This window comes from Longilinea arvoryzae (assembly GCF_001050235.1).
Lineage (GTDB): Bacteria > Chloroflexota > Anaerolineae > Anaerolineales > Anaerolineaceae > Longilinea > Longilinea arvoryzae.
This window is the reverse complement of record NZ_DF967972.1, coordinates 460,269-486,425: the sequence shown is the minus strand read 5'-3', so window position 1 is coordinate 486,425 and position 26,157 is coordinate 460,269. Positions and strand designations below refer to the sequence as shown.

Here is a 26,157-nt window from a genome sequence, read left to right as displayed (position 1 = left end):
GCACGCGCAGTTCAAGTAGATACCGTCTTGAAAGTCAAGAGGTCGGTTCTAAGAGGATGAATTTCCCACAGAAGTTTTTCCTCACCCCGCCGAACCGACCTGCGAGGATTTGATTTATTGTAGGGTGCGTTCGATTTTTGAACGCACCCTACGCGCTGTTTTTGGTTCCTGCAGCGGGCTCTTACCTCTCCGTCGTATACCGATTCAATTGGGCCAGTTGCTGCCTGCGTTCCTGCAACTCTGTCTTGAGCTGTTCAAGCTCGGCGCGCGTTTTCTCCTCCAGATCGGCGGCTTTCTTTTTCCCCGCCAGCGGCTTTACTTTCGAGGAGGAGATCAAAATGACGGCGATCAAAACGCAAAAGATGACACAGCTCCAACCTACGAATTGGCTTTCTTCAGCGAAGAAAGGCGTATTGAATAGAAGGTGGTTGATAAAATTATAGATTTTGTAATACAACACATGGCTACCCAGTGGGTAGGCCAAAACGGCAAACGCCATGAAAAGAACGCCCAGCGTGTAAAGACTCTTTTGGGGAGTGATGGATTTTAGATAACCCTGTTTTTCTTGTATCTGTTGTTCCAGCGAGCGGGTTTCATTTTTTAGCCTTTGGATCGTTTGTTCGGCGGCCATGCGATCGGAGCCGGTCAACACCTGGTCGAATTTGGTTTCCACCCGTTTCAGACCTTCCACAACCGGTGCAAGCGAGACAGCGCCGCCCGATCTGCGGACCAGGTGTTCGGTGCCGCAGAATTTACAGGAGAAACGTTCCATGTCCGGCGTGATTTCCAGCTTTCCGCCGCAATTCGGGCAGGATAGGCTGATGAAATCGGATGCGGCTCTAACGGGCAGGGCAGGTTCGCTGCCTTTGATCGGCTTACCGCATTTATAGCAAAACCGGGCATCCGGTTCGTTCGAAGTTCCACAAGCGGTGCAATAAATTGGCTCGGCGTTCATGTTCGCTCCATCAATGCGGAAATCAGGAAAATGCCTGGTGATGGCAATTTTTTAGAAATTCTTTAGCATGACGCTCAATCAATTCTTGTAATTACTAAATTATATTTGGAAAAGAACCCGGGTCAATTTAATAGAGCCACTTTTTCTCAGGATGTTTTTTGGAAAAGGGACCAATATAGGACCAAGGTTGTCCGCAGAGGTGACCCGATCGGCGGATCCATGTCTCTTGACTTTTGATTGAAATGATATATGATTGATATGTGAAATGATTGATAATCGCAATCAATCGGAGGAAACCTTGCCCGACGTCAATTGGATTGTACGTGCCAACGAAATCCGAGGCCTGGCAGCCCTGCTGCTCAAGTTCTTCAACGATGACGTCAGCCGGCGAATGCAAAATTCCGGCGTGACCTTGAGCGGCCTGCAGTTCGGAATTCTGCAAATGCTGCAGGCTGAAAACCTGACCATCAGCACGTTTAGCCTGCGCATGGGCATGGATCCTTCCTCTATTCTGCGCATCATCGATTTACTCGAGCAGAAGGGGTTGGTTACGCGCGGCGCTGACCCTTACGACCGCCGACGCCACCCTATTCAACTTACCTCACAGGGGCGCGCGCTGCTGGCGGCCATGCCGGTCATCTCGGAAGAAGATCTGGCGTTCAAAGCCGTGCAGTCCCTCGGCGAGGGTAAATCCCTGCAGTTGCGCGATCTGCTCATCAAGGTGCTGTTAAGTATCCCAGAGGGACGGGTGATTCTGGAATCGGCCCCGCGCCCGCCTGACTATGTTGAAGACCCGGAGGATACAGCCCGGCCGGAATCAACGCCGCGGCTGAATGGGTAAGGAGTAAGAATGAAATTGCATAATGAAGCGGTGATCGAGGTCGAAAATCTGATCAAACACTATCCGGGCGTGCGCGCCGTGGACGGCGTTTCTTTCGACATCCATCGCGGCGAAATATTCGGCATGCTCGGTCCCAACGGCGCCGGCAAGACCACCACCATCGAATGCATCGAGGGCCTGCGCCAGCCCGAACAGGGAAATATCCGGGTTTTGGGGCTGGATCCGCACCAGGATGGTTATGCGTTGCGCGAGCGCATTGGCATCCAATTCCAATCCGCCGCCCTGCCGGACCGGATTAAGGTATGGGAGGCGCTCGACCTGTTTTCTTCGTTCTATCAGAAAACGATCGATTGGCGTCTGTTGCTCGCGAAAATGGAATTGGAAGAGAAGCGTAATGCCTATATTTCCAAACTGTCGGGCGGCCAAAAACAGCGCGTCTTCATCGCGTTGGCGCTGGTCAACGATCCCGAAATCGTCTTCCTGGACGAGCTGACCACTGGACTCGATCCGCAGGCCAGGCGAGCCATGTGGGATCTGGTCTGGCACATCCAATCCATCGGGAAGACGGTTTTTCTCACCACGCATTTCATGGAGGAGGCCGAACGCCTGTGCGACCGGGTAGCCATCATCGATCACGGAAAGATCGTGGCCCTGGACAGCCCCCAAAAACTGGTGGATTCGCTGGGAGATGAGAGCCGGGTAGTGTTCGAAACGAGTCAACCGGTGGATCATGCAATATTCACCTCGCTCCCAGGTGTCACGCGCGTTGAAAAAATCGGCGAGCGCATTCTGGTGTATGGTAAGAAAGAAGGGCTGGTTGGCAAAGTCGTCAACGCGCTGGATACAGCCAACCTGCCTTACGACAACATACATTCCGAACAGCCAACCCTCGAAGACGTATTCTTGAGATTAACCGGAAAAGAAATCCGGGATTAGGAGCAATCCGATGCACGGATTTGGAAAATTAGCCCTGGTCCAGACCAAGCTCTACTTACGCGAGCCCATGTCGGTGTTTTTCACCCTGGCCTTTGGGCCGATCATGCTGATGATCATGGGGTTTATTTTTGGAAGTATGCCACGTACCGAGTTGGGTGGGATGAGTCAGATGGATCTATCCGTCACCGCTTACATTCCTCTCATCGTTGGGATCATCGGTTTGACCGCCGTCCCCATCGTAACCGCCACCCGGCGTGAAATGGGCGTGCTACGCCGTTTCGCCGCTACTCCGCTCCGCCCGCTGGTTTACTTCCTGGCAGACATCCTGGCGCCCTTCCTGGTGACCCTGTTGGGCGCGTTGATTCTCATCTTGATGGGGCTCTTTATTTACGGCGTACGCTTCGCCGGCAACTGGTTCAGCCTGGCTGCCGCAGTGTGTTTGAGCGCGCTTTCGTTTTTTGCCCTGGGATACGCAATTGCCGGGCTGGTCAAGAATTCGCGCACGGCGATCGTGCTGGGAAATGTGATCGTCATCCCGATGGTCATTTTCTCCGGGACGATGGTCCCGCTCGAAATCATGCCGCCGGCCGTTGCGAATGTCTCGCGCTTCATCCCACTGAAATACGCGATGACCCTGATCCGGGGGCTGTGGTTTGGCGATCCCTGGGGAATGCACCTGACCGAGGCGGCCGTGTTGGGGGGCATGCTCATCGTCTGTATGTTCGTCGTCGCCCTGACCTTTAAGTGGGAATAACACTTCGGCCGCTTTCATCTCGTCATCAGCCTGGCGCAGCCACCCCAACGGCGACGAAGTCTGAAATTCGACGAAATCCCCGGTATCTTCTTATTGAATTTCTTCGATCATCTCCCTATACTCTGATAACATCCATCCAACCCAAAAAGGAAGACCAATATGACTGGCCTTATCGATGAAATCAAGAAAGCCCTTGAAAACCAAATTGGCAGGTGGACTGAAAAGAAAGGGCTGTGGGATTTTTCAGCGACGATCGCCGAACGGAAAGCCTTTCTCTCCACGAAGAAATTAACCTACACGTTGAAAATCCGAATTGATGATGGCATGAAAGTGGTCAGGTTTTCTGAGATGCTGGTCGAAGCCGGATCCGGATTTTCAACCGGCGGCGATTTTGACAGCGATATGTCCTCTGGCTTTGGTTTCAAAAAAGAGACCTATAACACGTTCGGCGGCGCTCGCCAGGGAAGCATCGAGGAGCAATCCAAGCTATTTGGAAAAGACTACTCCTACCAATTCGATTTCAAAGAGATGCGTGAGAAGGTCAAGGATATTGTCGAGAAGGCCGGCTATAAATTCGAGTACCAGATTCTACCAGTCAAGTAAGCCATAAAAGCCAACTTTGAAAAGAACATCATGCGCACAAAACCATTACAGATCATCGCCTGCCTGGCTCTAGCCGCCGGGCTGCTCGCTGGCTGCAGCCAGAGCACTCCAATGCCGTCCATTTCACCCACCGCTGCGCCGATCATGCTCACCGAAACGGCCGTTCCAGCGCAAACCGCCACTGAAGCGCAGCCCACCCAGACGGAAACCGTACCGGCCGCCGGGGAAGCCTACGAACCGGTCTCGGCAGAGGTATGCAGGATGCTTCAGGAGACGGCTGCGCAGGCTCTCGCGGTCGATTTCAGCCTGGAGGAGGCGGCACCCTTCGAGGATACGCTGGCCGGAGAAGGCGGACAGGGCTGCCGCCTGATGGCCGCCGGCGATGGAACGCGCTTCAGTGATCTCCAGTCTATAATGGAGACCCTGACCGGTTCAGTTGGCGCAGGTTGGAACGAACAGTTGGATTACCAGGCCGATGGCCCGACAGGCACCGCGAAAGCGCTGACCCGCGACATGGCCCTGATGCTCCTGGCCGTGAATTGGGCGCCGGCCGAGGACGTTGTTTGCCCGGCCGACCAGCCCATCTCGGCCTGCAACCTGACCCCGGACCAGAAGGTCTACACGGTCGAGATCGATGTGGCGCAATACCGGGCGGACTTCTCGCTGGACGGGCACTGGGAAGACGCCGCGGATCATTTCAGTCTGGACCTGTACCAGGAATGGAAGCACATCTACGGGCACCACACGGTCGTCGCTCAGGGTGGAAATAAGATCGATACACTGGACGTTTCCATCGACGGCAGCCTCCAGGGCAAGGTGGCGACCGTCCAGTTCCAGAGTTCCTTCACTTCGAATGCGGGCGTAGCCGAGATCACTTACGTCGATGTAAATACCATCCACTGGAAGATCATCACTCCGCCCGACGGGGAATACTACCTGCCGGCTGAGGCCGTACTGACCCGCTAGGAAGACCGTGAGAGCTGCGTTGGGACGGACCTCTCTCATCCCCCGGCCCCTTCTCTTCCCGCTTCGGGGAGAGAAGGGGGGTAAGCCGTTCTAATCCGATGACTATGATTCTCGTTCCCACTGGCCGAGGCTGTGTGGGCTTCCCCCGAAAAAGTGGACACGGAAAAAGGGAGAATCCGGTAAACTAAACGGGAAGGAAGCGAGGAAATGAGAGACAAACGATATCGGACATACACGCCGGAGTTCAAACGAGAAGCGCTGGAACTACTGAAGAACAGCGGAAAAAGTGCGGGGCAGCTGGAACGGGAACTGGGGATCACGCCGGGAATGCTGTTGAAGTGGCGGGCCAAATACCAGATGGTGACGAGCGAGAAAGAACCGCCACGGCTAGAGCCAAGTGACTTGGAAGCGGCGAAACGGGAAATCCAACGCTTGCAGCGCGAGCTAAAGGAGATGGCCGAAGAGCGCGAGATCCTAAAAAAAGTGGTGAGTATTTTCTCAAAGAAAGACGCATGAAGTACATGTTCATGGCAGCGCACGAGGGAGAATACGCGGTGAAGCGGATGTGCAAGGTGCTGAGGGTGCAGCGGAGCGGGTACTATGCCTGGCGGAAGCGCAAGCCGAGTACGCGAGAGCAGGCCAACCAGGTGCTGCTGGGGCTGATCGCGGCGGAGCATGCCAAGAGCCGCAAGACCTACGGCAGTCCGCGACTGCACGCGGTGTTGAAAAGGCAAGGGATACGCTGCGGGCATAACCGGGTGGCGCGGCTGATGCGTTTGCACGGGATTGTGGCACGCAGGAAGCGGCGCTATTACCCGCGCACCACTCAACGCCAGGCCGGAGTGATCCCTGCGCCGAACCGGCTCAACCAGAATTTCTCTGCCTCCGCGCCCAACCGGAAATGGGTTAGTGATTTCACCTACATCGAAACCGCCGAGGGATGGTTGTATCTGGCAGTGGTACTGGATCTGTTTTCGCGCCGAGTGATTGGCTGGGCAATGAGCGCCAAGATGGATACGCAATTGGTGGTGTCTGCCTTGGAGATGGCGTTGCTGGGCCGCCGTCCACCGGCTGGCCTGCTGCATCATTCCGACCAGGGTAGCCAGTACACCAGCGCCGCTTACCTCAATTGCCTCAACACCGCCCTGGCGGAACTCAGCATGAGCGGGGCAGGCAACTGCTACGACAACGCCGTGATGGAGAGCTTCTTCAGCACCCTCAAAACCGAATGCGTCACCGGCGTTTTCTTGACCCATGCCCAGGCTCGCACAATCATCTTTGAATACATGGAGGTTTGGTACAATCGCCAACGACTACACTCGACTTTGGGCTATCGCAGCCCGGTTGATTTCGAACTAGGTCTCACCCTTTAATTGTGTCCATTAAATCGGGGTAAGCCCAGTGCTTACCCGGTAGGAAGATGGAGGAAGCTGGGTTGGGACGGACCTCTCTCATCCCCCGGCCTCTTCTCTCCCCGTTGCGGGGAGAGAAGGGGGGTAAGCCGTTCTAATCCAATGACTATGATTCCCGTTCCCACCGGCCGAGGCCGTGCTGACCCGGTAGGAAGATGGAGAAAGCTGGGTTGGGACGGACCTCTCTCATCCCCCGGCCCCTTCTCTCCCCGAAGCGGGAAGAGAAGGGGGGTAAGCCGTTCTAATCCGATGACTATGATTCTCGTTCCTACCGGCCGAGGCCGTGCTGACCCGCTAGGAAGATGGAGAAATCTGGGTTGGGACGGACCTCTCTCATCCCCCGACCTCTTCTCTCCCCGTTGCGGGGAGAGAAGGGGGGTAAGCCGTTCTAATCCAATGACTATGATTCCCGTTCCCATTCAGAATGGAGCCAGGGTAAGGTCTCGAAGCGTGAAAAACAGACGGTCTTTGACTGACAGATTTTCCCCCCTTCCCGGGACGGGAAGGGGGTTAGGGGGTTAGGTCTCCTCTGAGGTTATTGAAATGAACACCTATATTGCGCTTTTTCGAGGCATCAACGTCGGCGGGAACAGCCTTTTGCCGATGAAGGAACTGGTCGCCGACCTGCAGAACATCGGCTGCCGGTCCGTCCAGACCTATATCCAGAGCGGCAACGCGGTCTTTGCCAGCCCGGAAGCGGACGCATCCCGGCTCGCGGACGCCATCCGTTCTGAAATCCGGCGCCGGCATGGCTTCGAACCTTATATTCTGCTCCTCAGCCTGGCCGAACTCGGGCAGGCCATGGCGCAGAATCCCTTTCCCGAAGCCGAGGCCAACCCCCAGGTCCTGCACCTGGGTTTCCTCGCCGTTCAGCCTTCGAATCCGGATCTGCCCGGGCTCGCCCGGATCAAGGCGGACAGCGAACGCTTTCAACTCATCGGCCGGGTATTCTACCTGTTCGCCCCCGAGGGCGTCGGCCGTTCGAAGCTGGCCGCCGGCGCGGAGAAGCTGCTCGGTGTGGTGATGACCGATCGCAACTGGCGCAGCGTGTGCGCCATCGCCGGGCTGGCCGGAAAACTGGCCGCCCAGGAGGATTTCGAATGACTCCGACCATCCAAAAGCTCAAAGGCGCCAACATGGACATCGATCTGACCACGCCGGCCGGTACGATATCCTGGCAGCAGGATGCCTGTCCCTGGAACGTTGCCGAGAACACCCAGGAGCATTTCTGCGCGGTCAAGAATGTGTCCATCTGCCGCTATTTTTGCGGCGTCGAATATCTGGACAGCCTGCTGTGCTGTTATCCCAACCCCAATCCGTTCAAGAAAAGGGCCGACTGAACCGGTGATCGACCGACGGGTCGCAGGAATCGCATCCAACCCCTTCCGACGGTAAGGCCGCGCGGGAGTGATATAATCTCGTGTTCGTTGGCGAGGCCTTAACCTGAGTGGAGCGAAGTTCTTGGAATTTGCGAACGATTCGGCCGGTACGAAGACGGCTTTTGGACATTTATTTCTAAAACTAGATCCGGCTCGCACCTGGGATCGAAACCGGGTCGCCGTGTACGATGATATGCGCGCCCTGGCCTGCCTGTGCGTGGTGCTCTATCATGCCGCCGGCGGCTTTCATGATATTTTGAACATTCCGGCCCACGCCCTGGACTGGTGGGCTGGCAATGTCTTCACCGGCCTGGCGGTGAATTTCCTGTCGCCGATTTTCTTCATCCTGTCCGGGGCCGTTTTACTCAATCCGGCGCGGCCGGATGAATCCATCCCCAAATTCCTGCGCAAACGCGCCCGGGCCGTTTTGCCGCCCTTTCTGGTCGCCTCACTGGTTTATTATCTGTATGCCCATGCCGCCAACGGTTCGATCCAGGTGTTGGACTTCCTGGCCAGGACCCTTGGCGAGCCGCAGTATTACCATTTGTGGTTCTTCTACACCTTGATCGGGCTGTATTTCCTGACTCCCATTCTGCGGCCCATCTTCACGCCGCAGAATCGCGCGCGGGTCGAGTACATGCTGATTCTGTGGGTCGTGGCGACAGCGATCGTCCCGTTGATCCAGCGATTCAGCCCCATCCGCATCGCCATTTTTCCGAGCGCCTTCGTCGATTTCACCGGTTACTTCCTTTTCGGCGGGTATTTCTTCAATTTGCGCCGGTGGAATCTCAAAAAGCCCTGGGCACTTTGCATTGCCGTCCTGATGACGCTCGTCACGCTATTCGGCACCGGATCGCTCTCGCTGGCGCAGGGCAAATATGACGGTTTTTTCAGCAACCAGGTCGGCCTGAACGTCATCCTGGCCACGCTGTGCCTGACCTCTCTCTTTTCGGATGATCCCCTGGCCGGACTGCGCGACCGCTCCCCGCTTTTCGCCGGGCTCGTTCAGGTCATCTCGCGCCAGAGCCTGTGGATCTACGTTTTCCACCCGCTGGTGAACGAGCTGCTGCCGTTTGGACTGCCATTTTTAAGGGGCGACGCGCTCAACCCGTTGCTGCGCATCCCGCTTACGGCGCTGTGTTCGGTGACCCTCATCACACTGGCGTCCGAAGGATTGCACCGGGTAAAGGCCGCTCTTTCGATCCGGCTCCGGGACCTGACCTCACGGCCTACCGCCGTCCCGCCTAAATTCTGACCTAATTGCCTGCGAAAACCGCGCGGCCGGGTTTTCTTGGTCATCCAATCGGATGAATCCAATATGTTCGTATATAATGAATTGTAACTTTAGGGTGCATGTCTTTATGAATCCCTAATCAGGCTATTCATTTACCAGAGATATAGTTCCAACTATTACGCATCCTGAAAAAACGACAATCCAAGTTTATTACCGATGGCCTTCATTGAGGATTAAGAAGGGCCGTTTTTTCGCGTTTCCCGAGTATGAAAGGAGAGGAAATGACTCGTTTGTGGAAATTGTTTTCAGGTTTTGTGATCTTGAGCTGCGTATTCGGACTGGCCTGGTTTTTCGTGCCGCCGTTACTGGCACAGGCTCAAAGTCCGGCGCTGCCGGGCGCAGGGGGCGAACGATGGTCGGTGGGTACGTATGTGGAAGGCAGCCCGACTTACCTGGCCGCTACCGGGCGCTTTCTGGAATCCAGCGGGGTATTCCGCACGAACCGGGGAGTCACCGAACTGGCCTATATTTTTCCGGCGGCTGCCACTGTGAAAACGGTGGATGGCGCCAGTTTCTATATCCTGAATCGAACCGGCGCGTATAGCGGGAATGTATGGCTGTCCCTGCGCGTCTATGATTACGCGGGGACGTTGAAACGCAGCGTATCGCTGGCAAATGTGGACCTGGAAGCCGCGGCTACCGGCCAGTGGGTCGCGCTGCCGCTTTCGGCGACGGCCGGCAATCTGGTCATCAATCCAGGGGAATTTCTGGCTTTCCACGCCGCACTCTCCGGCGTGGCAGGTGATAATCTGGACGCGCGCCTGTTGTTCGATGTCGTGGTCCATTAATCCGTGTCATTCAGGAAGGACAGGATGAAATGATACGAAGAAGGATTTTGGCGCTGCTTCTGGGAGCGGCTCTGCTGGGGAGTATTTTCTCCATCGCACAGGCTGCCTCGGCCACCCCCGGCACGGTATTCCGGCGCTATGGCATCGATGTCATCGGGGCTCTCAATCTGACCAACCTGACCGGTCGCCCGCAGACGCCATCCGCAGTCGTTCAGACGGCATCTGCTTCTGAAAGCTACTACGTCTTTCCGGCGGTGTCCTCGCTGCAGGTGATCGATTCGGCTTGCTTTTATATTCTTAACCGTTCGGGGAATTACAGCGGATCGGTGACGATGACGCTGGATATCTACGGCATCGACGGCAGCTATCACCGCACCATTTCCAGCCCGGTCGACCTGACCACGGCCGCGACTGGAACGTGGCTATCGCTGGATTTGAGCGGCTACACAACCCGGCTCACGGCGTCCGAATATCCCGTGGTGCATTTTGTTTATTCGAACGGGGCCGGCGGGACGCTGGATATCCGCCCGATTTTTGAGATCCGGTCTTATACCGGTCTGCGCATGTTCCTTCCGCTGGTGGGGCGCTAAGGCGGTTTCTGAAATTGACACATCCAAGGATTTGAATCCATGAAAACAAAACCGTTCTTCTCGATCTTTGTTGTGGTGATGATCTTCTGCCTGTTCACCGTTGGGGCAAACGGGAAACCCGTTCAGGCGCAATCGACCGTTCCCGGGGAGCTGGCGGATGTCGTATTCACTCCGAATACCATCACCTGGACACCGGTGGGAGAATATTCTCACCTGTATCTGCGTATTGCGGCGCCGGGCGGGGAAGTATTCGACTACGGCGAGTCGTCAACATTGGGTTTGACAGACCCGGACGGGAATCGTCTGGCAGATGGTCTATACCGGTATGAGCTGGTGGTCATGCCGCCATTGGACGCGGAAACTTTGAATATTCTGGCACAGGTCACCCCGGAGAACCGCGACCAAACCATTTTGGAGCTGCAGCAGGCGGGTAAGTTACCCCAACAATCCTTGACGCAATCCGGCGCCTTCTACATCAACAACGGTTCGTTTGCCATGGCGGCGGTCGAAGGATCGGATACGGATCCTGTGCAAAATGCGCAATCGACCGATATCGCCACACCGTTGGACGTCGTGCAGCCGGATGATGAGATTGTCGCGGGAAGTCTGTGCGTTGGTTTGGATTGCCTGACCGATGGCAGTGAAAACTTTGGATACGATACCGTCAAACTCAAAGAGAATAATTTACAGGTCTATTTTGACGATACCAGCCTGGCAGGTTTCCCGGCCAACGACTGGCGCCTGGTCATGAACGATTCTGCCAGTGGAGGCAGCAGTTATTTCACGATCATGGACGCGACGGCAAACCGGAAATTGTTTACCCTGGAGGCCGGAGCGCCTGCGAATTCCCTGTACGTTGACTCTACCGGTTGTGTGGGCGTCGGGACGTCGAACCCGACTGAGAAGTTGCATGTCGCTGGTAACGTCCGGGTGGATGGGTACATCGTCGAATTTTCGGATGCCAACGTCAAGATGGGTTTTTTACCGGTCGACGGCGCCGAAATTCTGCAAAAACTGCTGGATATGCCGGTTACGACCTGGAGCTACAAGGCTGAAGGCAGTCAGGTGGTTCACATGGGCCCGACCGCGCAGGATTTCTACGCTGCCTTTGGCCTGGGAGCCGACAACAAGCATATCGCGGCCCTGGATGCGAACGGGGTATCGCTGGCAGCCATTCGGGAGCTGACGCGCCTGAGCGAGGCGCAGGATGCGCGCATCACCACCCTGGAACTGCAGAATGCCGACCTGGAGCAGCGGGTTGAAAAACTGGAGAAGCTGGTGCAGGAACTGGCTGAAGCGCAAAAATAAATCTTTGGCCTGGATTTGTTTCCTGGCAGGAGCTTAATCATCAGGCGCCCTCCCGTGGTCATGCGGAGGGCGCCTTTCTTTGGATAACGCTTTCGGCTTATGACAGCCCTTCCACGGAATGGCCGCGGCACTTCATCAACCAGACGTAACCGTCTTCCAGGCCGGGCTGAACCTCCTGCGCGGCGGGATAATCCGCGGCGCTATTGCCCACCAGGCGGTACTGCGTGCCCTCGGCCAGGTGCAGCATGGAGAGCACGGTCAGATCGTGATCCGGCTTATCGAGGCCGGCGCAGGTCAGCGTCCAGACATGCCCGGCCGCGGACTGCATCAGGGCTATCGGGCTGCCGCGGAAGATCACTTCGCCGCGCGCCAGCACCGCCAGGTCCTGGCAGGTCTGGCCGATGTCTTCGACGATGTGGGTCGAGAGGATGACCGTGCGCTCGGTGGACAGGTTGACCAGCAGGTTGCGGAAGCGGATGCGTTCTTCCGGGTCGAGCCCGGCGGTGGGCTCGTCGACGATCAACAACCGGGGGTCGTTGACCAGGGCCTGGGCGATGCCGACGCGGCGTTTCATCCCGCCCGAGTAGCCCTTGATCTTGCGCCCGGCTTCCTGGTTCAGGCCGACCAGTTCGAGCACTTTTCCCACCTGCTGGCGGCGCCTGCGCGGATCGTCCAGCCCCTTGAGAATGGCCATATAATCCACGAATTGGTAGGCGCTCAATTCGGTGTACATGCCCAGTTCCTGCGGCAGGTAGCCGAGCGTGGACTTGACGGCCTGTTTTCCGGCCTGGGTCGAAAGGTTGTGGCCGTCGACGATGGCCGAACCCCCGCTGGCGTTGGAAATGCCGGCCAGGATGCGCATCAGGGTGGTCTTCCCGGCGCCGTTCGGGCCGAGCAGCCCGAACATGCCGTTGCCGATTTCCAGATCGAGTCCGTTCAGCGCGTGCACCGAGTGACCGTTGGCGTGATATGTTTTGAAGAGCGAGTTGATCGAGATCATGTGTAAACCCTTTAGATGTAACGTTCCTGGCGTTGCAGCAGCGCCCAGGAAGCGAGGAAGAAGGCCAGGCTGACGGCGCCCAGGACGAGTTGGTTGGCGCGCAGCGCCGGGTGGTCGAGCATGAAGCTGCTCATGAACACCAGCAGATACTTTCCGATTTCATTTTCGGCAAACCAGCTCCGCGCGACCAGTTGCACCAGCCAGACCATGCCGGCCAGCAGGGCGCCGGTGGTGGCCCGTGTGGCCAGCATGGCGCTGAAGCAGCCCAGCGCCATCAGCGCCAGGGTTGGGACCAACCAGGCCAGTTGCAGACTACCCCAGGTGGCGTAGATCGGCGCGAAATCCGCCCCAAACGCAACCGCAAAGAGTTGATAGGTCAGCGCAAAGAGGGTTTGGACCAGGAAAGTGGGGACCAGCCGTTCCAGCAGCGTTTGCAGGCTGGTGACCGGGGTGGCAAAACGCAGTTCGAGCGCGGGGTCTTCGAGGACGGCGTATGCCGCCAGGATGCCGCCGCCGAGCGGAATGACCGCACCCAGGTAGGCGCGAGTGGTATCCACGATGTATTCCGGCCCGCGCAGGAAGGCGATGATCACGAACAACGCCCAGAAAGCCAGCGGAAACCAGATCTGTTCGAAGCGCGAGGTGAGCAGTAAATAGCGCAGTGAGAATCGTTTCATGGCGATGCTCCTAGGCGCGTCTGGCCTGCCAGCGCAGGTAAGCGTTGGCGGTGGACAGGGCGGCGGCGATGAGAACCGTCAGCACCAGCACGTTGAGCATTGCCTGCGGGCGGGTGAAAGTATCGCTGACGGGGTGGGTCGAAGCATTGGTTACACTGAAGTAAGCCTGCAACGGAATTTGGCCGACCGCGTTCAGTACGGTATCGCTGATGGTGGGAAATGCCTTTGGGCTGAGCAGGTTGCCCCAGAACCAGTAACCGGTGAACAACACCTGGTAAACCCGCAGCGGCATGACCAGCGGGCAGGCCAGTGAAAAGGCCACCACGAAGGCGTGCGCCGGCAGGGCGATGGCCAGGAACGCCACAAAAAGCGGCCAGAGGAATTCCCACGGGGCGAGGCCCTTGAACACCGAATACAACCCCGCAATGATCAGGATGAGGAAAAACGGTAGCAGGGTCGAGATCAATACTCCGAGATATTTCGCCAGGATGTAATTCGGCGTCGAGAGTGGGCTGCTGCGTTGCAGTTCGCGCACCCCATTGCGAAAGTCGCGCTGCATACGATCGGCGGACAGCAGTCCGGCCAGCAGCGGCAGAAAGATGTTGAACATGAACACCAGGTGGCCGGCTTCCGGCCAGATCTGGTCGGGGGCGATGACTGCGCTGTCTCTGCCGGCCGGGATCAAAATCGAGACGAGATAGAACCCGCCCAACAGCACATAGGTGATCCAAAATCCGGCGCGCCGGATGGACATCGAAAACTCATAGCGTGTGACATTGAAGAATTGTTTCATCGAATTTTCCAAAGGTTCGGGATGGAAGTTCCTGCAACCGGTTGACGGAGACTCAACCCGGGGTCTGATTCAGGCTGTGCTCGCTGAAGTGCGTCGAGAACAGGCCAATGGCCAGTAAAACCAGCGCGAAGATCAGCAGCAACTCCGGGGATTGCCAGAAACTTCGATAGATATCCAGAAAGTGATTCAATTGGACTGAAATACCCCAGTTGTCGAAAACCTTGGAGAACTTCATATACTGGAGAATCCACAGCCCATAGGCGATGGCGATGGCCGTGCTGGTTTTCATCCACAGCGAGAGCAGCAGCGCCAGGGCGGAGAGAAAGGCCATCGGCGCCAGCCAGCCCAGGATGATCATGCCCAGCAGGTTGGGCGGGACGATGAGCAGCATGGCCAGCGAGGCCAGCAGCGCCAGCAGCAGATTGTAGGCCGAGACGACGCTCAACCGCGCCAGCAGGATCTTCCAGGACGAGGTGGGCGTGGCCAGGACCAGTTCGTGAGCCGGATCATTTTCCGGACCGTACAGCGCGGTCAGACCGGCCGCGGCCACCAGCGGGGCAATGTAGGAAATCGCCTCGACGTGGTTCGAGAGCAGGCCCAGGATGACGCCAAGCGCCATGATGCCAGCCGTGGCCGGCCAGATCTCGCGCTTGATCAGGTAGGCCTGCGCGCGCAGGAGGCTGAAGACGCTCTGGCAGGTTCTCCACAGGCGCGGGGCCGGCTTGGGCTCGGCTTCCGGGGTGTGGATGCGTTCGAGCGCACGCTCCGCCAGGCCAGCCGGAGCGGTCACTTTGGCGTCCGCCGCGCGGATCTCCACCGCCAGGGACAGCCAGATGGCCAATTCATCCCGGCAGGCCACACATTCGCGCAGATGCGCATCCACGGCTGCTTTTTCCTGCGGTTTCAACTGACCGGCGACGTACAGCGGCAGTTCATCACGATAGTGGCTCATCGGGTTTCCTCCGTTCGGCTCAACAGGCCGCGCAGGCGCTGGCGCGCGTAGTTCAGGCGGCTCTTGACCGTGCCCAGCGGACAGCCGCAGACCTTGGCGGTTTCCTGCAGGCTCAATCCCTGGTAGAAGACCAGCTCGAGCACCGTGCGATGCTCGGGCGACAGCACCCGCAGCCCCTGCCGGATCCAGATCGCCTGCTGGTTGGCCTGGGCCTGTTCTTCAGGCAGCGGGTCGGCTGCGGCCAGGTTGGCTTCGTCTTCCTCGGAGAGCGGGGTGGAGCGCCGGCGCAGGGATTTCAGCGCCGTGTGATGGACGATGCCCATCAACCAGGCGATCGGGCGGCCCTCGCAGCGGTACGAATCCGCCAGGTTCCAGACCGCCACCAGCGCATCCTGGACCACGTCCTCGGCCTGGGCCGGGTCGTCCGTCAGGCGCAGCGCGAAGGCGTACAGGCGCTGGCCGTGGATGGCGTACAACTCCTGCAGGGCGGCCTCGTCCTTGCCGGCGATGCGGCGCAGCAATTCGAAGTCGTGCACCTGATCCGGTGGCACAACCTGCTCTTTCGGATTTGTCTGAAGGAAGTTCTTAGCCAAGGAGTCTGCGATCATTTTGTCTTCGTTGGTTTCAACCGGTTGCTTTCATCCGTATGTACCCCACCGAAGGCAAAAGGTTCAATATTGGAGGATTATTTCTGAAAAGATATACGTAAGAAATGGCCGAACCGTTTTTCTGCCCACCCATGGCAAGTTGCCATTTCATGGCACAAAGCCATTTTATGGCACAAGGCCATTTTATGGCATTCTGCCATTTTATGGCAAAGTCCCACTTCGTGGGATAATGGGTGCATGATCCGCATCATGAGCTTCAATATCCGTTGCAGCAACTGCGCCGATGGCCTGAATCGTTGGGAGAATCGCAAGCCGCTGGTCCTGGCCCGGATTCAGGCCTTTCAGCCCGACCTGCTCGGTGTTCAGGAGTGCCGCGACGACGGCCAGGCTGGCTTTCTCAAAGCCGCCCTGCCGGAATATCAATTCTACGGCGTCCAGCGCGGCGGCGGGGGTGAAACGGGGGTCGAGATGGCGCCGATTTTCGTGCGCAAGGAGTGCTTTCAGGTGCTCCGGGCCGGCCATTTTTGGTTGAGCGAAACACCGCAAATTCCGGGCTCCATTGGCTGGGACGCCACCTTTGCGCGCACCGCCGCCTGGGCCGAACTCCTCCACCGCCCGACCGGACGGAGGCTGGTCTTTCTCAACACTCATTTCGATCTTCAACCGGCAGCCATCGCCGGTGCGGCCCACCTGCTGCGCGGGTGGGCGAAGAAAATTACGCCCGACCTGCCGCTGATCGTGACCGGTGATTTCAACTCCGAAAAAGATTCGCCGGCCTACCGCGAGCTGACCGCGGAGGACAGACTTCACGACGTCTACCGCCAGGCCCATCCGGGCGAGGCGGATGCAATCACATTCCACGGCTACGGCAATCCGGAAGCCTTCAAGACCATCGATTGGATTCTGGGGTCGCGGCACTTCACGACACTGTCCACCTCGGTCGATCCCTGGCAGAATCATAACCGCTATCCCTCCGATCATTACCCACTCAGGGCCGAGGTCGAGTGGAAGCAAACCGGGGAAGGGACGAAAAATGAACCCGGATAAGGAAATTCGGTTTCTACCGTTTCAGGCCGAGGATCAGGCCGCGGTCAAAGCGCTCATCCTGGCGGGGCTGGCCGGGCATTGGGGTACGCTCGACCTGAGCCTGAATCCCGATCTGAACGATATCGGCCGCTCCTATGCCGGCGCGTATTTTCTGGTCGCCTGGCAGGGACAGACTGTCGTTGGCACCGGCGCACTGGTGCCGCTGTCGGCGGATACCGCCCAGATCGTACGCATGTCGGTGGCGGCCGGACTGCGCCGCAAAGGCATCGGCGGGCAAATTCTGGCGCGCTTATGCGATCACGCCAGACTGAACGGACTTCAGAAAATCATTCTCGAGACCACGGCCACCTGGCAGGATGTGATCGAGTTTTATCAGACTCACGGTTTTCGCATCACACATTACCAGGATGGAGATGCCTATTTTGTCCTGGCTCTATCCGCATGACCATCGGGGCGAACTCACAGGTTCGCCCTCTTTTATCGTGAAATAATGGCTCAAATCCTCACGAACCGGCATCGATCATTGCGTTGAGGGCTTCGAAAACTTTTTTTCGCATTTCCGGATCGGGCGGCGCCAGACCGAACAACTCGACCATCCACAGGCCGTCCACGGCCAGGCGGATGATTTGCGCGCGGGTCGGATCGATGCCGTCTTTCTCCAACAGTTCGACCCATTCGCCAAAGGTCTGCTGCATGGGCGAGAGCAGCGCCGGATTGGTGGCCACCGCCGCCAGCAGCCCTGAACTCATGCTCGGATTGCGCTGGTTATCTTCGTAGGTGGTCTTCAGGTAAGCGCGCGTCCAGCGGCCTGTTGAAGACAGGGCTTCTTCCTGCGCCGTCGCGTTGAACTCGGTGGTAAAGCGTTCCAGGTAATCCTGGATCATGCCCTTGATGAGCGCTTCCTTGGTCGGGAAGTGGTAAAGCAGACCGCCTTTACTGATACCGGCTTCTTCGGCGGTCAGTTCCAGGGTCAGGTGTTCCACGCCGTATTTCTGAACGATGCGGTTGGCGGCGTCCAAAAGCGCTCTGTGGGTCGGCTCTCCGGATTTGGGCATCTTGGCGGCTCCTCGTGAATTTCTCGGGTAATTATACCGTCGAGCCGGTGCCTGGAGTGTATGGGAGCGACTCCAAACCGGCGCCGGAGCGGGTTACCCTTGTCTTATCGGGATTCTGTGGTATATTTATACCGTCTGGACGGTATAAATACAAGGGTATGCGCGCTCCGTCCAAACCATTGGTGCGCCTGCCGTGATCAACATTCACAGGAGTTTTGAAATGACATCTCAGGTATCCAATGACGGATTTGCGATTGGTGATGAAGTCTTGCTCGTAGAAAAGTCGATCACCAACGAAGAACAGACCGTCACCGGAAAGGTCGTCGAGGTCCGGGAAATACTTGGAAAGACCACTTACGTCGTCGAGACCGGCAATGGCAAGCGCAGGGTTGTCGGCGCCAGACAAATCCTCAGAGCAGAATAACCGTCTCACTTCCAAGCGGATCGAACCCTTTTTCCCTCAATGGCGCCTTCCAGATGGAGGGCGCTTTTCGATGTTCCTGAAAATTCAGGATCGCGAGTCCATCAAAGCGGCCCGCTTCCGGCGGTATTCGACGATGGGCAGATCGCCCGGGATCAGAATTTCGCCGATTTTCAGACCGCTGGCCTTGGGCTGCTGGGTGACGACCACCCGCCGGTCTTCATGGGCGATATACAGGTTGACCGGCATGGCCAGCTGAGCCAGCAGTTTCCCCAGGACGGGCACATGCAGGAATCGCTGGTAGAAACGCAGATACAGCAAGGTGTGCTCATCATCGACCGGGACGAAGGCAGCCAGGATGCGTACATCCTGACTGATGTAGTTCTGCCACAAGTTTGGGAAGATAAATTCCAGGTGTACGCTGGATGCTTCTCGGGGCGAGAGTTCGCGCGGCCGGCGCGGCGGCGTCCCATCGTCCACGCGGTTGAAAACATAGGTATACAGCAGCCGGTCGCCCTTCCATTCCACCACCGGCCCATCCACCAGGGTGCGATTGCCGCGTCCGATGGTCCTGCCGTGAATGAACGGCAAATGAACGACGTCGAGTTGATTTTCGATGACGCGCGAGTAATGCGCGTCCCATGGATCATGCGCCGATCCGTAGGAAAAGGTGTCGTCGAGGTCGTCGAAGAATTCGGGTGCCTGCACCCCTTCGGGCACAGGGTTGCCCCACCACAGCCAGATCAGCCCGTGGGCTTCATAGGTCGGATAGGTGTTCAACTGCATGGCGTTTGGAATGGCGCCCTTGCGCCCATTGGCCGGAATCAGCCTGCACCGGCCGGAACCGTCGAACTCGAAGCCGTGGAACGGGCACTGTAGATGACCGTCCTGGATTTTCCCCTTGGAAAGGGCCACGCCGCGGTGCGGGCAGCGGTCCAGAGCAGCACAGACCTTGCCGCCCGGTTCCCGCCAGAAGATCAGCTTCTCGCCCAGGCGGGTGACCCCGACGGGGCGACTTTTCACTTCATTCGATTCCAGCACGACATACCATTGATTGCGAATCATTGGGTTCTCCTTGACCGGTGAGAAGAAGCGGCAGGGTTCGAAAATGAGATTGGGGATTTCCAGCCAAAAGGCTCGAGGGGGATTGCTACTATTATATAGTAGATAGACAGAGGCAAATCATCCGGCGGATTCCGGCCAGGCGGTTGCTTCTGCAGGGTCGTGTGGACGTGGGCGGGAGAAATTCCGGTCGAATGGATCATCCGGAACTCGCCGGATGGTCAGGCGAGTCTGGCGTTTCTGAAGACTGCCATGCAGTAGAATTAACTTCCAGATACGATATTGGATTTGTTATTCCAATGGAGGCTGTACGATGTACGTCTACGACCGCCCTTTCGACGATGAGCGCCGCGATTTCGAGAAGATGTGGCATTTTGTGCGTGCCGATTACGCCGCCCGGCAGGATCATTTCATCTGGCTCTTCAGCCGCCTGGGTGATTGGAAATACGGACTGTGGAACGACCAGAAGTGCATGCCGACTTTTTGCCGCGATCATGCGCAGCTTTGGTTCGGGCCATTCGACGAACTGCTTGGTTTTGTGCTTTCGGAGAACGGGGACAATATTTTCTTCATCTTCACGCTGCCCGGCTGCGATTATCTGTACGCCGAGATCCTGGAATGGACCGTCGAGCACTGGATGCCGCGCTACGGCTCGCTTAAAACCGAGGTGCACGAGCATCAGGCGGGCGCGCTCATCGCGCTCCAACGGCGCGGCTTTCACTCCAACGGCATCGTCGCCACCACGCGGGCCTACGATATCCAGGCCGTTTCGGAAAATCCGCTGCGCTTGCCGGAGGGTTTTCGCATCCTGAACATGTGCGAGAACACCGACGAACGCAGCAAGACGCTGTTGTATCACAACGCCTATCACAACCAGGATCAGATCAGCGAGTTCGATTTGCTTACGACGGTATATTCTCATCAGAACCCGGCTTACGAACCCGCCTTCGATTTTTCGGTGGTGACCCCGGAAGGCGTCCACGTGTCTTCCTGCGTGGGTTTCAACGACCCGGTCCATGGGGTGGCCGAAATCGAAAAAGTATGCACCCACAGCCGATATCGGCGTCTGGGCCTGGCCGAAGCCGTGATCCGCACCTGCATGCAACGTCTGAAAGCGCGCGGTATCCGCAGAGCCTACATCACCGGCTACAGCAACGAAGCCAATGGGTTATACGAGAAGTTGGGCCCCTGCGGCTGCATGCGGTGGTTTCACTATGAATTAAAACCGGGGTAGAAAAATACCGGCAACTTGATCCGGTTGGTTATTGAGCCCTAAGTGGTTATAATAATTTCAGTCGAACAGCTTGAAAAACCTCTCTGATTTCATTGAGCCTGATATTCCATAAAAGGAGGAGTAGGATGGGAGACAAAGGCGGTAAGAAGAACAAGGAAAAAGCCAACAAACAAAAGCAGGAACAGCTTCAAAAGAAGCAGGAGCACCAGAAGGCCAAGCTGCCTTCCGGCAAGAAACCCGAATGATCCGGGAAAGGCCGGCCGGATGGATTAACCGGGACGATCCGATTTCCGATTCATCCGGGCCCAATTCGTCTGTACGGGTCGATAACTGGTTTGAGAATGCGAAGCGCTTTCCCCCTGGGAAGGCGCTTTCTTTATAATTGGGCCGAGAATTTCGCCTGAGAAATTACAAGAACCTCTATACTGGATGGTGTGCCGTAACCGACGGGTGTCTGGGGAGGGAAACGATGGATAACCGGCAGAATCGAATTTTCATTCTGGTCACGGCCTGGGCAGCCATTCTCGCGATGACACTCACCAGGATCGTTCTCCAGGAGATCTTTCATTATCACGTCTCTGAGAACCTGCAGTACGCTATCGACGCCGGCATCGCCGTCGCCGGTTTGGGGTTGGCCTTCCTGTGGAAGCCGATTCGCCCGCTGCGAGCCTTCTTCGGCCTTTTTGTCGTCCTGGCCGGCGCGCAGTGGCTGGTCTACACGCGCGTCGACCGCCTGGCGATCTACCGGACCTGGTTGAACAACCCGTCCTTCAAGGTGTACATGCCGGCCGAGCAAACCCTGAACCTGATCGTGACGCTGGTCATCATTGCCTGTCTGTTCATCCTGAAAAAGAAGCGCACTGCCTTTTTCCTCGCCAGGGGCGACCTCTCCGCGCCGGTGGTGGAGCCCGTTCCGTGGCTGGGAATCAAGAGCGGGGACCGTTGGAATCGGGTGGGCCTCATCTCGGCCGGCTGCATCAGCCTGGGCACGCTGGCCTTCCTGGTCATCGCCGGCCGGCCGTCGCTGAGCATCCTGATCCAGGTCACCCCCTATTTGCCGGCTGTGCTGCTCTCGGCGGCCTTGAACGCGTTCAACGAAGAGATGACTTATAAGGCCTCGTTCCTGTCCGTGCTGGAAGATGTGGTCGGCCGGCGCCAATCGCTGCTGTTGTTGGCGGCATATTTTGGCATTTTGCACTTCTACGGCGTCCCGTATGGTATGATCGGCGTGATCCTGGCCGCCTTCCTGGGCTGGTTTCTGGGGAAGTCCATGCTGGAAACGCGGGGGCTTTTCTGGGCCTGGTTCATCCACTTCTGGCAGGACGTACTCATCTTTATCTTCCTGGCCATGGGCTCCATCACCCCGGGCGGTTAATCCCCGGCCTGTGTGGCCGCGGACCTATGTGTCCGCCCGCCCGGGTTTGGTCGACACCCGTTCCGGGTGCAGGCACCCATATCGGGTGCAGGCACCCATATCGGGTGCAGGCACCCATATCGGGTACAGGTGCCCATGCCGGGTACAGGCACCTGTGCTGGGTACAGGCACCCGGCTCGGATAGAATTATGTAGACGCGGACCTGTGTGTCCGCCAACTGCCGCGAGATTCGACATGTTCTCCTACGAGGACAGGCGGGTCGATCGCTACGAAGCGATCGGACGGCGCCCCCGAATGAATTGCCTATTCGCTGTCAATTGAATCAAGGAATTTTTATGAAACAATCCATCGCCCACATTGCCCTGGTCGTCCGCGACTACGACGAAGCCATCGCCTTCTATACTCAAAAGCTGCACTTCACCCTGGTCGAGGACACTTACCAGCCGGCCCAGGACAAACGCTGGGTGGTGGTCTCGCCGCCCGGATCAACCGGCACGACCCTGCTTCTGGCGCGCGCCTCCAAACCCGAGCAGGAACCCTTCATCGGCAATCAGGCCGGCGGGCGGGTCTTCCTGTTCCTGAAGACCGATGATTTCTGGCGCGATTATAACGAGATGCTCGCCGGGAACATCCATTTCATCCGCGCGCCGAAAACCGAGGACTACGGCACGGTGGCTGTGTTCGAGGACCTGTACGGCAACCTGTGGGACCTGATCGAGTTCAGCCCGGACCACCCGCTGGCCGGCCGGGATGTCTGAACACTGCATCCTCCGGTGGGTTCGGAAATCCACGGGTATAATTGCGGCATGAAGATCGCAATTCTCGGCGCGGGCGCATCGGGTATGGCGGCGGCCCTCCAGGCGGCCTGGAATGGGGCCGATGTGACCCTATTCGAGCGCAACGCCGCGGTCGGGCGCAAGCTGCTGGTCACCGGCAGCGGACGCTGCAACATCACCAACGCTGGTGTGGCAGCCGAAAAGTACGCCTGCGCGGATCCGGCCTGGATGGAGACGCTGCTCGGGCGCTTCGGCGTGTCGGATTGGATCGACATGTTAACGGCCATCGGCGTCCCGGTCCAGATGACCGATGACGGCTGGTATTACCCGCTTTCCAATTCGGCCCAGTCGGTGGTGGAGGCCTTTGCCAGCGCGCTGGAGCAGGCCGGGGTGGCGCTGTTGACCGCGGCGCAGGTGAGTTCGCTGCGGGCTGCCGGAGGCGGTTTCGGCGTCCGGTTCTGGCGTGACGGACGCGAGCAGGAGCAGACTTTCGCGCGCGCGATCGTCTCGGCCGGCGGCAAGGCCTACCCGTCCCTGGGATCGCGCGGCGAGTTGTTCCCGGTGCTCGAGAAATTGGGTCATACCGTCCTGCCCAAACGCCCGGCGCTGGCCCCGCTGCTGGTCGACCTGGGCAGGCTGCGCCCGCTGCAGGGTATGCGTCTGAACGTTCGCGCCAGCCTGCTTGACAGCCGTGAACAGGTCCTGGGCGCCACGCGCGGCAACCTCATCTTCACCGAATGGGGTCTGAACGGCCCGGCGGTAATGGACCTCTCGCACCTGGTCTCCGCCCGCCCGGGACAAACAATCGAATTGTCGCTTGACCTGCTGGGTTACATCCAGGCCGAGTTCGACGCCCTGCTGGCCCAAAAACGGGCCAGTTCCATGCCGCTGGGCGTCTTTCTGGACGCCTTTTTCGCCCCCAAAGTGTCCGGGCTGCTCCTTCAGATCGCCCACCTGGCAGGCGAGGTCGCCCTGCGCGATGTGGACGATGCCACGCTGCGCCGGCTGGTCGGCGGATTGAAGGATATGCGCCTGCCGGTCAAGGGCGTGCGCGACTTCGAATTCTGCCAGGTTTCAGCCGGCGGCGTGCCGGTCAGCGAAGTCGACCCGCAGACGATGAAATCGCTCCGAGCGCCGGGGCTGTACCTGACCGGCGAGACGCTGGACGTGGTCGGCCCGTGCGGTGGGTATAACCTGCAATTCGCATTCAGCAGCGGAGCCCTGGCCGGCCGGGCGGCTGCCGGAAAGGATGGATAGGAGCCATCATGAAAGAAAAAACATCGAAGCCTTTGCTCGTTTGGATCTTGATCGTCCTGCAGCTTTTATTGGGCGTGGGCGCGGTCGCCAGTGGGGCGCTGCTCATGGCCTCGCCGGATGGCAGCCTTATGCACATGCCGCTCAGTGTGATGAAGGGCGCGCCTTTTTCCAGCTTTTTCATCCCCGGCCTGATCCTTTTCCTGTTCGTGGGGATCTACCCGTTCGGGGTCGCTTACGGATTGTGGAAGCAGCCGGGTTGGACCTGGCCGGACGCCATCAACCCGTTCAAGCAATTTCATTGGAGTTGGGCGGGTTCGCTGGCGGCCGCGGTAATCGTCATCCTGTGGCTGTCGGTCGAACTGATCTGGGTGCCGTTTATGTTTTTGCACACCACCTATTACACATGGGCGGGGCTGATCCTGATCATCACGCTGTCGCCGGCCGTGAGGCGGTATTCGAAGAAGTAAAAATTAAGCGCCTTCCAGTTTTGGAGGGCGCTTTTTCTTGACGCGATCATAGAAAATTTGTACAATCATCGATGGATTGGATAACCGATCCTCCCTGATACGGATCAAATTATCATCTGGAGTTTCAGATATGTCTGAATCCATCCTCTCTCTCGAGCAAGCTGCCGTGAAGCGCTGGTGCGGCGGCGACTCGCCTGCCTGGGCGCAAATCAGCGCCGCGGATCTGATCTACATCGATCCCAACCTGTCCAAACCCATCCTGGGGTTGGCGGAATTCAAGGCCTACCTGAAGGGCCCCGTCCAGCGCATTTGCCCGATCGATCCCGAGTTGATCGAGCCGCAGGTCACGCGGGTCGGGGACGCCGCCGTGCTGACCTATTCCCTGCTCGAAGCCGAAGGCGGCCGGCCGCTGTGGAACGTGACCCAGGTCTACTTTCGGCGCCAGGGCGAGTGGAAGATCGTACATGGCCATTGGGGTTACATCCAGCAGCGCCTGCCCGAGCGCCTGGAGGTGCCCATCCCCATCCAGGTGGCGCCGGCGCCCTTCGAGGGTGTGCTGGGCGAGCTGATGACGCTCGAGGCAGCCGCCATGCAGCGCTGGCGCACAGGCGACCCATTCGGTTATGTCGAGATCAGCACACCTGAGGTCACCTACCTCGACGTCGGCACACAGCCGCGCCTGACCGGCTGCGAGGCCTTGCGCGCCTACTACGCCCAGGCTGCTGGAAAGATATTCTTCGAAGTCATGGATTTCGTCGATCCGCAGGTGCGCGTGTGCGGCGACCTGGCCGTCATGCCCTTCCGCTTCATCTCAACCTCGTTGAATCCGGACGGTTCGGTTGCCCGGTGCACTCCCTGGAATGTGAGCGAGGTATACGTGCGGCGGGATGGCCAATGGCGTATCCTGCATACCCACTTTTCATTCAATCAGGGGCAGCGGGCTGCATGAGCCCGAAGGAGGTACCTATGACCAACGCACAGGCCCTTGATTTCATTCGCGATTATTTCGACGAACTCTTTGTCAAACACAATGTCGACGCGCTCGATGTCTATCTCCATCCGGATTACTCTGACGACGACATCGGGCCGGGTGAAGCGGATCCCATTCAAAATTCCAAGAACTTCCTGCGGGACTGGTTCGAGAAGGAACCCACCATCCGGGTGGCGGTGAAGGACGCCATGGTGCAGGACGACGTGATCACCGCATTTCTGGAGTGGTACCGGACCGAAAAGGGCGTCCGCCAAACTATCCAAAAAGGTGTCGCGATCTTCGTCGTAAAGGATCGACAGATTCTCAAGCGACATACGTTTATTTACTTCGAAACCTGATGGGAGGACCTTGGGTTGATGCCAGTTTCCAAATGTTCGGATATAGCCATAATGGATATAGTTTTCATTTTATTGTGAGGATGAGTATAAAAGGTATAATAATAAAAGTGGGGATTATCATTAAGGATAAATTCTCTATCAATAAAGAATCAGTTCTTCAATGATTTGATTCGATTAACCAGAGATTAGTAATGGATTTTACATATCTTGTTGGTTAACTAGAAGACAATTCTAATTGATCAAGTAGTGTAGGATTGTTTCTGTAAAATGCAGGACCT

At 57.7% G+C, this 26,157-nt stretch carries 29 protein-coding genes and 1 pseudogene; 22 read left to right on the top strand and 8 right to left on the bottom strand.

Going from position 1 to position 26,157, the window contains the following annotated elements:
* Positions 1-181: 181 nt before the first annotated feature.
* Positions 182-955 (bottom strand): zinc ribbon domain-containing protein, encoded by a 774-nt coding sequence (locus tag LARV_RS02265; protein WP_075072115.1) that lies wholly within the window; start codon positions 953-955, stop codon positions 182-184.
* Positions 956-1,253: 298 nt separating this feature from the next.
* Here LARV_RS02265 and LARV_RS02260 point away from each other — a divergent pair, with 298 nt between their 5' ends.
* The 12 genes and pseudogenes from LARV_RS02260 to LARV_RS02200 all read left to right on the top strand — a co-directional run bounded on the left by LARV_RS02260 (position 1,254) and on the right by LARV_RS02200 (position 11,826).
* A complete protein-coding gene (locus tag LARV_RS02260) occupies positions 1,254-1,796 on the top strand; it encodes a MarR family winged helix-turn-helix transcriptional regulator (protein WP_236709904.1) in 543 nt (180 codons plus the stop codon).
* Between the two features lie 9 nt (positions 1,797-1,805).
* Complete coding sequence (locus tag LARV_RS02255) at positions 1,806-2,732, top strand: ABC transporter ATP-binding protein (protein WP_075072113.1); 927 nt, start codon at positions 1,806-1,808, stop codon at positions 2,730-2,732.
* A 10-nt stretch (positions 2,733-2,742) separates the two neighbouring features.
* Positions 2,743-3,486 carry an ABC transporter permease gene (locus tag LARV_RS02250; protein ID WP_075072112.1) on the top strand — a complete coding sequence of 248 codons (744 nt, stop codon included), beginning with the start codon at positions 2,743-2,745 and terminating at the stop codon, positions 3,484-3,486.
* 159 nt (positions 3,487-3,645) lie between these two features.
* The gene (locus tag LARV_RS02245; protein WP_075072111.1) at positions 3,646-4,089 is read left to right on the top strand and encodes a hypothetical protein; all 444 of its coding nucleotides are present in this window, start codon (positions 3,646-3,648) and stop codon (positions 4,087-4,089) included.
* Between the two features lie 30 nt (positions 4,090-4,119).
* Complete coding sequence (locus tag LARV_RS02240) at positions 4,120-5,055, top strand: hypothetical protein (protein ID WP_075072110.1); 936 nt, start codon at positions 4,120-4,122, stop codon at positions 5,053-5,055.
* Between the two features lie 207 nt (positions 5,056-5,262).
* Positions 5,263-6,428, top strand: a pseudogene (locus LARV_RS02230) (IS3 family transposase).
* A 582-nt stretch (positions 6,429-7,010) separates the two neighbouring features.
* Positions 7,011-7,571, top strand: coding sequence for a DUF1697 domain-containing protein (locus tag LARV_RS02225; protein WP_075072107.1), 561 nt, complete (start codon positions 7,011-7,013; stop codon positions 7,569-7,571).
* Positions 7,568-7,807 (top strand): hypothetical protein, encoded by a 240-nt coding sequence (locus tag LARV_RS02220; RefSeq protein WP_075072106.1) that lies wholly within the window; start codon positions 7,568-7,570, stop codon positions 7,805-7,807. The genes LARV_RS02225 and LARV_RS02220 overlap by 4 nt, the downstream gene beginning before the upstream one ends.
* A gap of 121 nt (positions 7,808-7,928) precedes the next feature.
* Complete coding sequence (locus LARV_RS02215; protein WP_075072105.1) at positions 7,929-9,101, top strand: acyltransferase; 1,173 nt, start codon at positions 7,929-7,931, stop codon at positions 9,099-9,101.
* Positions 9,102-9,361: 260 nt separating this feature from the next.
* Positions 9,362-9,928 (top strand): hypothetical protein, encoded by a 567-nt coding sequence (locus LARV_RS02210; RefSeq protein WP_075072104.1) that lies wholly within the window; start codon positions 9,362-9,364, stop codon positions 9,926-9,928.
* A gap of 29 nt (positions 9,929-9,957) precedes the next feature.
* Complete coding sequence (locus tag LARV_RS02205) at positions 9,958-10,518, top strand: hypothetical protein (protein ID WP_152031658.1); 561 nt, start codon at positions 9,958-9,960, stop codon at positions 10,516-10,518.
* 39 nt (positions 10,519-10,557) lie between these two features.
* The gene (locus LARV_RS02200; RefSeq protein WP_075072102.1) at positions 10,558-11,826 is read left to right on the top strand and encodes a tail fiber domain-containing protein; all 1,269 of its coding nucleotides are present in this window, start codon (positions 10,558-10,560) and stop codon (positions 11,824-11,826) included.
* Between the two features lie 97 nt (positions 11,827-11,923).
* Here LARV_RS02200 and LARV_RS02195 read toward each other — a convergent pair whose 3' ends face one another.
* Genes LARV_RS02195 through LARV_RS02175 form a run of 5 tightly spaced genes read right to left on the bottom strand, consistent with a single transcriptional unit; the run spans position 11,924 to position 15,799 of the window.
* Positions 11,924-12,826: an ABC transporter ATP-binding protein gene (locus LARV_RS02195; protein ID WP_075072101.1), complete on the bottom strand. Its 903-nt coding sequence runs from the start codon at positions 12,824-12,826 to the stop codon at positions 11,924-11,926.
* An 11-nt stretch (positions 12,827-12,837) separates the two neighbouring features.
* On the bottom strand, positions 12,838-13,503 hold the full coding sequence (locus tag LARV_RS02190; protein ID WP_075072100.1) for a hypothetical protein: 666 nt from the start codon (positions 13,501-13,503) through the stop codon (positions 12,838-12,840).
* Positions 13,504-13,513: 10 nt separating this feature from the next.
* The gene (locus LARV_RS02185; RefSeq protein WP_075072099.1) at positions 13,514-14,296 is read right to left on the bottom strand and encodes an ABC transporter permease; all 783 of its coding nucleotides are present in this window, start codon (positions 14,294-14,296) and stop codon (positions 13,514-13,516) included.
* A gap of 52 nt (positions 14,297-14,348) precedes the next feature.
* Positions 14,349-15,248, bottom strand: a complete 900-nt coding sequence (locus tag LARV_RS02180; RefSeq protein ID WP_075072098.1) for an anti-sigma factor family protein — start codon at positions 15,246-15,248, stop codon at positions 14,349-14,351.
* A complete protein-coding gene (locus LARV_RS02175; protein WP_236709903.1) occupies positions 15,245-15,799 on the bottom strand; it encodes an RNA polymerase sigma factor in 555 nt (184 codons plus the stop codon). The genes LARV_RS02180 and LARV_RS02175 overlap by 4 nt, the downstream gene beginning before the upstream one ends.
* A 294-nt stretch (positions 15,800-16,093) precedes the next feature.
* Here LARV_RS02175 and LARV_RS02170 point away from each other — a divergent pair, with 294 nt between their 5' ends.
* Positions 16,094-16,903, top strand: a complete 810-nt coding sequence (locus tag LARV_RS02170) for an endonuclease/exonuclease/phosphatase family protein (RefSeq protein WP_075072096.1) — start codon at positions 16,094-16,096, stop codon at positions 16,901-16,903.
* Complete coding sequence (locus tag LARV_RS02165) at positions 16,890-17,348, top strand: GNAT family N-acetyltransferase (protein WP_075072095.1); 459 nt, start codon at positions 16,890-16,892, stop codon at positions 17,346-17,348. Before LARV_RS02170 ends, LARV_RS02165 begins: the two co-directional genes overlap by 14 nt.
* Positions 17,349-17,406: 58 nt before the next feature.
* Here the strand turns inward: LARV_RS02165 and LARV_RS02160 are convergent, their stop codons facing one another.
* Positions 17,407-17,958, bottom strand: a complete 552-nt coding sequence (locus LARV_RS02160) for a TetR/AcrR family transcriptional regulator (protein WP_075072094.1) — start codon at positions 17,956-17,958, stop codon at positions 17,407-17,409.
* 220 nt (positions 17,959-18,178) lie between these two features.
* On the opposite strand from LARV_RS02160, the gene LARV_RS02155 reads away from it, so the two are divergent.
* Positions 18,179-18,382: a hypothetical protein gene (locus LARV_RS02155; RefSeq protein ID WP_075072093.1), complete on the top strand. Its 204-nt coding sequence runs from the start codon at positions 18,179-18,181 to the stop codon at positions 18,380-18,382.
* A gap of 84 nt (positions 18,383-18,466) precedes the next feature.
* On the opposite strand, the gene LARV_RS02150 is transcribed toward LARV_RS02155, so the two are convergent.
* Positions 18,467-19,444 (bottom strand): aromatic ring-hydroxylating oxygenase subunit alpha, encoded by a 978-nt coding sequence (locus LARV_RS02150; RefSeq protein WP_075072092.1) that lies wholly within the window; start codon positions 19,442-19,444, stop codon positions 18,467-18,469.
* Positions 19,445-19,754: 310 nt separating this feature from the next.
* On the opposite strand from LARV_RS02150, the gene LARV_RS02145 reads away from it, so the two are divergent.
* From LARV_RS02145 to LARV_RS02115, 7 genes are all read left to right on the top strand, one after another.
* The gene (locus LARV_RS02145; protein ID WP_075072091.1) at positions 19,755-20,675 is read left to right on the top strand and encodes a GNAT family N-acetyltransferase; all 921 of its coding nucleotides are present in this window, start codon (positions 19,755-19,757) and stop codon (positions 20,673-20,675) included.
* 469 nt (positions 20,676-21,144) lie between these two features.
* Positions 21,145-22,050, top strand: coding sequence for a CPBP family intramembrane glutamic endopeptidase (locus tag LARV_RS02140; protein ID WP_075072090.1), 906 nt, complete (start codon positions 21,145-21,147; stop codon positions 22,048-22,050).
* Between the two features lie 335 nt (positions 22,051-22,385).
* Positions 22,386-22,808: a VOC family protein gene (locus LARV_RS02135; RefSeq protein WP_075072089.1), complete on the top strand. Its 423-nt coding sequence runs from the start codon at positions 22,386-22,388 to the stop codon at positions 22,806-22,808.
* A gap of 48 nt (positions 22,809-22,856) precedes the next feature.
* A complete protein-coding gene (locus LARV_RS02130; protein ID WP_075072088.1) occupies positions 22,857-24,083 on the top strand; it encodes an aminoacetone oxidase family FAD-binding enzyme in 1,227 nt (408 codons plus the stop codon).
* Between the two features lie 8 nt (positions 24,084-24,091).
* A complete protein-coding gene (locus LARV_RS02125; protein ID WP_083522265.1) occupies positions 24,092-24,550 on the top strand; it encodes a hypothetical protein in 459 nt (152 codons plus the stop codon).
* 130 nt (positions 24,551-24,680) lie between these two features.
* Positions 24,681-25,499 carry a YybH family protein gene (locus LARV_RS02120; protein WP_075072087.1) on the top strand — a complete coding sequence of 273 codons (819 nt, stop codon included), beginning with the start codon at positions 24,681-24,683 and terminating at the stop codon, positions 25,497-25,499.
* 17 nt (positions 25,500-25,516) lie between these two features.
* A complete protein-coding gene (locus tag LARV_RS02115) occupies positions 25,517-25,879 on the top strand; it encodes a nuclear transport factor 2 family protein (protein ID WP_075072086.1) in 363 nt (120 codons plus the stop codon).
* Positions 25,880-26,157 lie beyond the last annotated feature (278 nt).

Bases quoted from the DNA above. Each gene is read 5' to 3' on its own strand.
- LARV_RS02265 (WP_075072115.1), bottom strand. From the start codon at position 955: ATGAACGCCGAGCCAATTTATTGCACCGCTTGTGGAACTTCGAACGAA.
- LARV_RS02255 (WP_075072113.1), top strand. From the start codon at position 1,806: ATGAAATTGCATAATGAAGCGGTGATCGAGGTCGAAAATCTGATCAAA.
- LARV_RS02250 (WP_075072112.1), top strand. From the start codon at position 2,743: ATGCACGGATTTGGAAAATTAGCCCTGGTCCAGACCAAGCTCTACTTA.
- LARV_RS02245 (WP_075072111.1), top strand. From the start codon at position 3,646: ATGACTGGCCTTATCGATGAAATCAAGAAAGCCCTTGAAAACCAAATT.
- LARV_RS02240 (WP_075072110.1), top strand. From the start codon at position 4,120: ATGCGCACAAAACCATTACAGATCATCGCCTGCCTGGCTCTAGCCGCC.
- LARV_RS02225 (WP_075072107.1), top strand. From the start codon at position 7,011: ATGAACACCTATATTGCGCTTTTTCGAGGCATCAACGTCGGCGGGAAC.
- LARV_RS02220 (WP_075072106.1), top strand. From the start codon at position 7,568: ATGACTCCGACCATCCAAAAGCTCAAAGGCGCCAACATGGACATCGAT.
- LARV_RS02210 (WP_075072104.1), top strand. From the start codon at position 9,362: ATGACTCGTTTGTGGAAATTGTTTTCAGGTTTTGTGATCTTGAGCTGC.
- LARV_RS02205 (WP_152031658.1), top strand. From the start codon at position 9,958: ATGATACGAAGAAGGATTTTGGCGCTGCTTCTGGGAGCGGCTCTGCTG.
- LARV_RS02200 (WP_075072102.1), top strand. From the start codon at position 10,558: ATGAAAACAAAACCGTTCTTCTCGATCTTTGTTGTGGTGATGATCTTC.
- LARV_RS02195 (WP_075072101.1), bottom strand. From the start codon at position 12,826: ATGATCTCGATCAACTCGCTCTTCAAAACATATCACGCCAACGGTCAC.
- LARV_RS02190 (WP_075072100.1), bottom strand. From the start codon at position 13,503: ATGAAACGATTCTCACTGCGCTATTTACTGCTCACCTCGCGCTTCGAA.
- LARV_RS02185 (WP_075072099.1), bottom strand. From the start codon at position 14,296: ATGAAACAATTCTTCAATGTCACACGCTATGAGTTTTCGATGTCCATC.
- LARV_RS02180 (WP_075072098.1), bottom strand. From the start codon at position 15,248: ATGAGCCACTATCGTGATGAACTGCCGCTGTACGTCGCCGGTCAGTTG.
- LARV_RS02170 (WP_075072096.1), top strand. From the start codon at position 16,094: ATGATCCGCATCATGAGCTTCAATATCCGTTGCAGCAACTGCGCCGAT.
- LARV_RS02165 (WP_075072095.1), top strand. From the start codon at position 16,890: ATGAACCCGGATAAGGAAATTCGGTTTCTACCGTTTCAGGCCGAGGAT.
- LARV_RS02160 (WP_075072094.1), bottom strand. From the start codon at position 17,958: ATGCCCAAATCCGGAGAGCCGACCCACAGAGCGCTTTTGGACGCCGCC.
- LARV_RS02155 (WP_075072093.1), top strand. From the start codon at position 18,179: ATGACATCTCAGGTATCCAATGACGGATTTGCGATTGGTGATGAAGTC.
- LARV_RS02150 (WP_075072092.1), bottom strand. From the start codon at position 19,444: ATGATTCGCAATCAATGGTATGTCGTGCTGGAATCGAATGAAGTGAAA.
- LARV_RS02145 (WP_075072091.1), top strand. From the start codon at position 19,755: ATGTACGTCTACGACCGCCCTTTCGACGATGAGCGCCGCGATTTCGAG.
- LARV_RS02140 (WP_075072090.1), top strand. From the start codon at position 21,145: ATGGATAACCGGCAGAATCGAATTTTCATTCTGGTCACGGCCTGGGCA.
- LARV_RS02135 (WP_075072089.1), top strand. From the start codon at position 22,386: ATGAAACAATCCATCGCCCACATTGCCCTGGTCGTCCGCGACTACGAC.
- LARV_RS02130 (WP_075072088.1), top strand. From the start codon at position 22,857: ATGAAGATCGCAATTCTCGGCGCGGGCGCATCGGGTATGGCGGCGGCC.
- LARV_RS02125 (WP_083522265.1), top strand. From the start codon at position 24,092: ATGAAAGAAAAAACATCGAAGCCTTTGCTCGTTTGGATCTTGATCGTC.
- LARV_RS02120 (WP_075072087.1), top strand. From the start codon at position 24,681: ATGTCTGAATCCATCCTCTCTCTCGAGCAAGCTGCCGTGAAGCGCTGG.
- LARV_RS02115 (WP_075072086.1), top strand. From the start codon at position 25,517: ATGACCAACGCACAGGCCCTTGATTTCATTCGCGATTATTTCGACGAA.